A 922-nucleotide genomic window follows, 5' to 3' on the forward strand; every position below is an offset into this window, starting at 1 on the left:
TCCTGAAAAAGAGCAATTACTGGTTGTTAACCTATCTGGTCGTGGTGACAAAGACATCTTCACCGTACACGCCATCTTAGAAGAAAAAGGAGTAATCTAATGAGCCGTTATGAGAAGATGTTTGCACGCCTAAACGAGAAAAACCAAGGCGCATTTGTACCATTCGTGACGGTTTGTGATCCAAACGCCGAGCAATCGTACAAGCTTATGGAAACACTGGTTGAATCTGGCGCTGATGCGCTTGAACTTGGTATTCCGTTCTCAGACCCATTGGCGGACGGCCCAACAATTCAAGGTGCCAACATTCGAGCGTTAGATTCGGGTGCAACTCCGGATATCTGTTTTGAGCAAATCGGAAAAATTCGAGCAAAGTACCCAGACCTGCCAATTGGTCTATTGATGTACGCCAATCTTGTATACTCACGCGGTATTGAGAGGTTCTACGAGCGCTGTGCAAAAGCGGGCATCGATTCCGTTCTCATTGCAGACGTTCCGACTAACGAAAGCGCAGAGTTCGTAGCCGCGGCAGAGAAATTTGGAATCCACCCAATCTTTATCGAACCACCAACGGCAAGTGACGAGACACTAAAACAAGTTTCTGAATTAGGCGGCGGCTACACTTACCTGCTTTCGCGCGCGGGTGTGACGGGTGCAGAAACCAAAGCTAACATGCCAGTTGACCACATGCTTGAAAAGCTAAACCAGTTTGATGCACCACCAGCGTTACTAGGTTTCGGCATTTCTGAACCAGCACAAGTAAAACAAGCCATTGAAGCGGGTGCTGCAGGTGCAATTTCGGGTTCAGCAGTCGTAAAAATCATCGAAGCACACGTAGAGCAACCGCAAATCATGCTCGATAAGCTTGGGGAATTTGTCTCAGCAATGAAAGCGGCAACTCAAAAGTAATCGACACCACAAGCTA

General features: G+C 47.5%; 1 protein-coding gene. It reads left to right on the top strand.

All coding sequences use genetic code 11. The features are described 5' to 3' along the window. Positions 1-99 precede the first annotated feature (99 nt). Entirely contained in the window at positions 100-906 is an 807-nt protein-coding gene (gene trpA, locus R7R24_RS25385) for a tryptophan synthase subunit alpha (RefSeq protein WP_318119870.1), read from the top strand. Positions 907-922: the final 16 nt, after the last annotated feature.

The sequence above is a fragment of the Vibrio sp. 704 genome (genome assembly GCF_033339295.1).